Source organism: Treponema endosymbiont of Eucomonympha sp. (genome assembly GCF_001028545.1).
This window is the reverse complement of the sequence record NZ_BBPW01000182.1, coordinates 1-1,277: the sequence shown is the minus strand read 5'-3', so window position 1 is coordinate 1,277 and position 1,277 is coordinate 1. Positions and strand designations below refer to the sequence as shown.

2 protein-coding genes and 1 tRNA gene are annotated in these 1,277 nt (G+C 51.1%); all 3 read left to right on the top strand.

All coding sequences use genetic code 11. The annotated features are described in order from the left end of the window. The first annotated feature begins 260 nt into the window (after positions 1–260). Positions 261–333: transfer RNA gene (locus AWU74_RS05785), tRNA-Gln, on the top strand. Between the two features lie 97 nt (positions 334–430). After that, the gene (locus AWU74_RS05780) at positions 431–985 is read left to right on the top strand and encodes a 50S ribosomal protein L25 (protein WP_062328508.1); all 555 of its coding nucleotides are present in this window, start codon (positions 431–433) and stop codon (positions 983–985) included. 76 nt (positions 986–1,061) lie between these two features. Next, positions 1,062–1,277, top strand: a 216-nt coding sequence (locus AWU74_RS05775) for a hypothetical protein (protein ID WP_162504904.1), incomplete at its 3' end; no start/stop codon positions are given.

Sequence of the window (1,277 nt, the reverse complement as noted above, 5' to 3'; positions counted from 1 at the left end):
TGTGCTGGCAAGTTAAGAGCGGTATATTAGGTATATTGTTTATGGCAACGCCCAGCCGAAAGATGAGTTCCGGCGCATATAAAGATAGTACTTGTCCAATTAACGCACAAATATCGAACGGTGCTGTACGATAAAATTTTTGCGGAACGCAATGCTGGGCGGATTGAGGGAACTGAAAACGGCGAGGGATAAATCGCCGTCAATATTATTCAATATGAAGGGATAATCAATAGCGTGTAAAAGATGATATGCACATATTTTGGGACGTCGGCAAGCGGTAAGCCCCCGGTTTTTGGTGCCGGTATTCCGTAGGTTCGAATCCTACCGTCCCAGCATAAATAGGCTGCCCTTTGCGGCAGGGAAATAACGAGCCGTTCACGAAGCGAAACGGGATTTATGACGAAAAAAGAAACAAGAAAGGGTTATTATTATGGAATATATGACAGTGAAAGCGGTAAGACGAAGCGAGACGGGAAAACGAGCGGCAAAAAGGCTGCGAAAAACCGGAACCTTGCCCGCAGTAATGTATAATTCAAGGGGCGAGGCGGTGTCGCTTGCGGTAAACGAAAAGGAGTTTACGAAAGTATGGAGAAATACGACGCGGACAACGCTGATTACGCTGTTTGTCGACGATGCGGAAGTCGGCAACGCCTTCATCAAGGCGACGGAATATAACATTGTTGCCGATAAAAACCTGCACGTTGATTTTCACGTGATAGATATGAACAAAATCTTAAAGAAGCGGATGAAAGTGCGTTTTTCGGGTACGCCGAGCGGCGTGCGCGAGGGCGGTCATCTGGTTAATCATGTTCCGCAGATAGAGATTCAGTGTCTGCCGAAAGATTTGCCGGTGCGCATTGAGACCGATATTTCCGGATTGGGCGTCGGCGCTACGCTGCGGGTGAAAGACCTTGCCCTCGGCGAAGGGGTACAGGTGTTGACCGACGCGGAAACGCCGCTGCTAAGCGTCGCGGCAGGAAGCTGACGCAATGCGAGTTTATCGAGAAGCCTCCAGTGCGGAGGCTTTTTTGTTGGCACGAGCGGCTGTCCGGTAAATGCGCGTGCGGCACGCTGCGGTTACGGAATTTGAAAACCGCGTGCTTTCGGGCTTTGTTTCCTGCGGCACGCCGTTTCCCGAACTGGCAGGGGCGCAAAAGCCGTGCATGCTGGCGGTATCGGGCGGCGCCGATTCGATTGCGCTCTTAACCGCCTGCGTTCGCCTCGTTTCACGGCTGTCCCCAAAAAGTATACCCGCCGAGTTTCATTTTCTTGCCGTT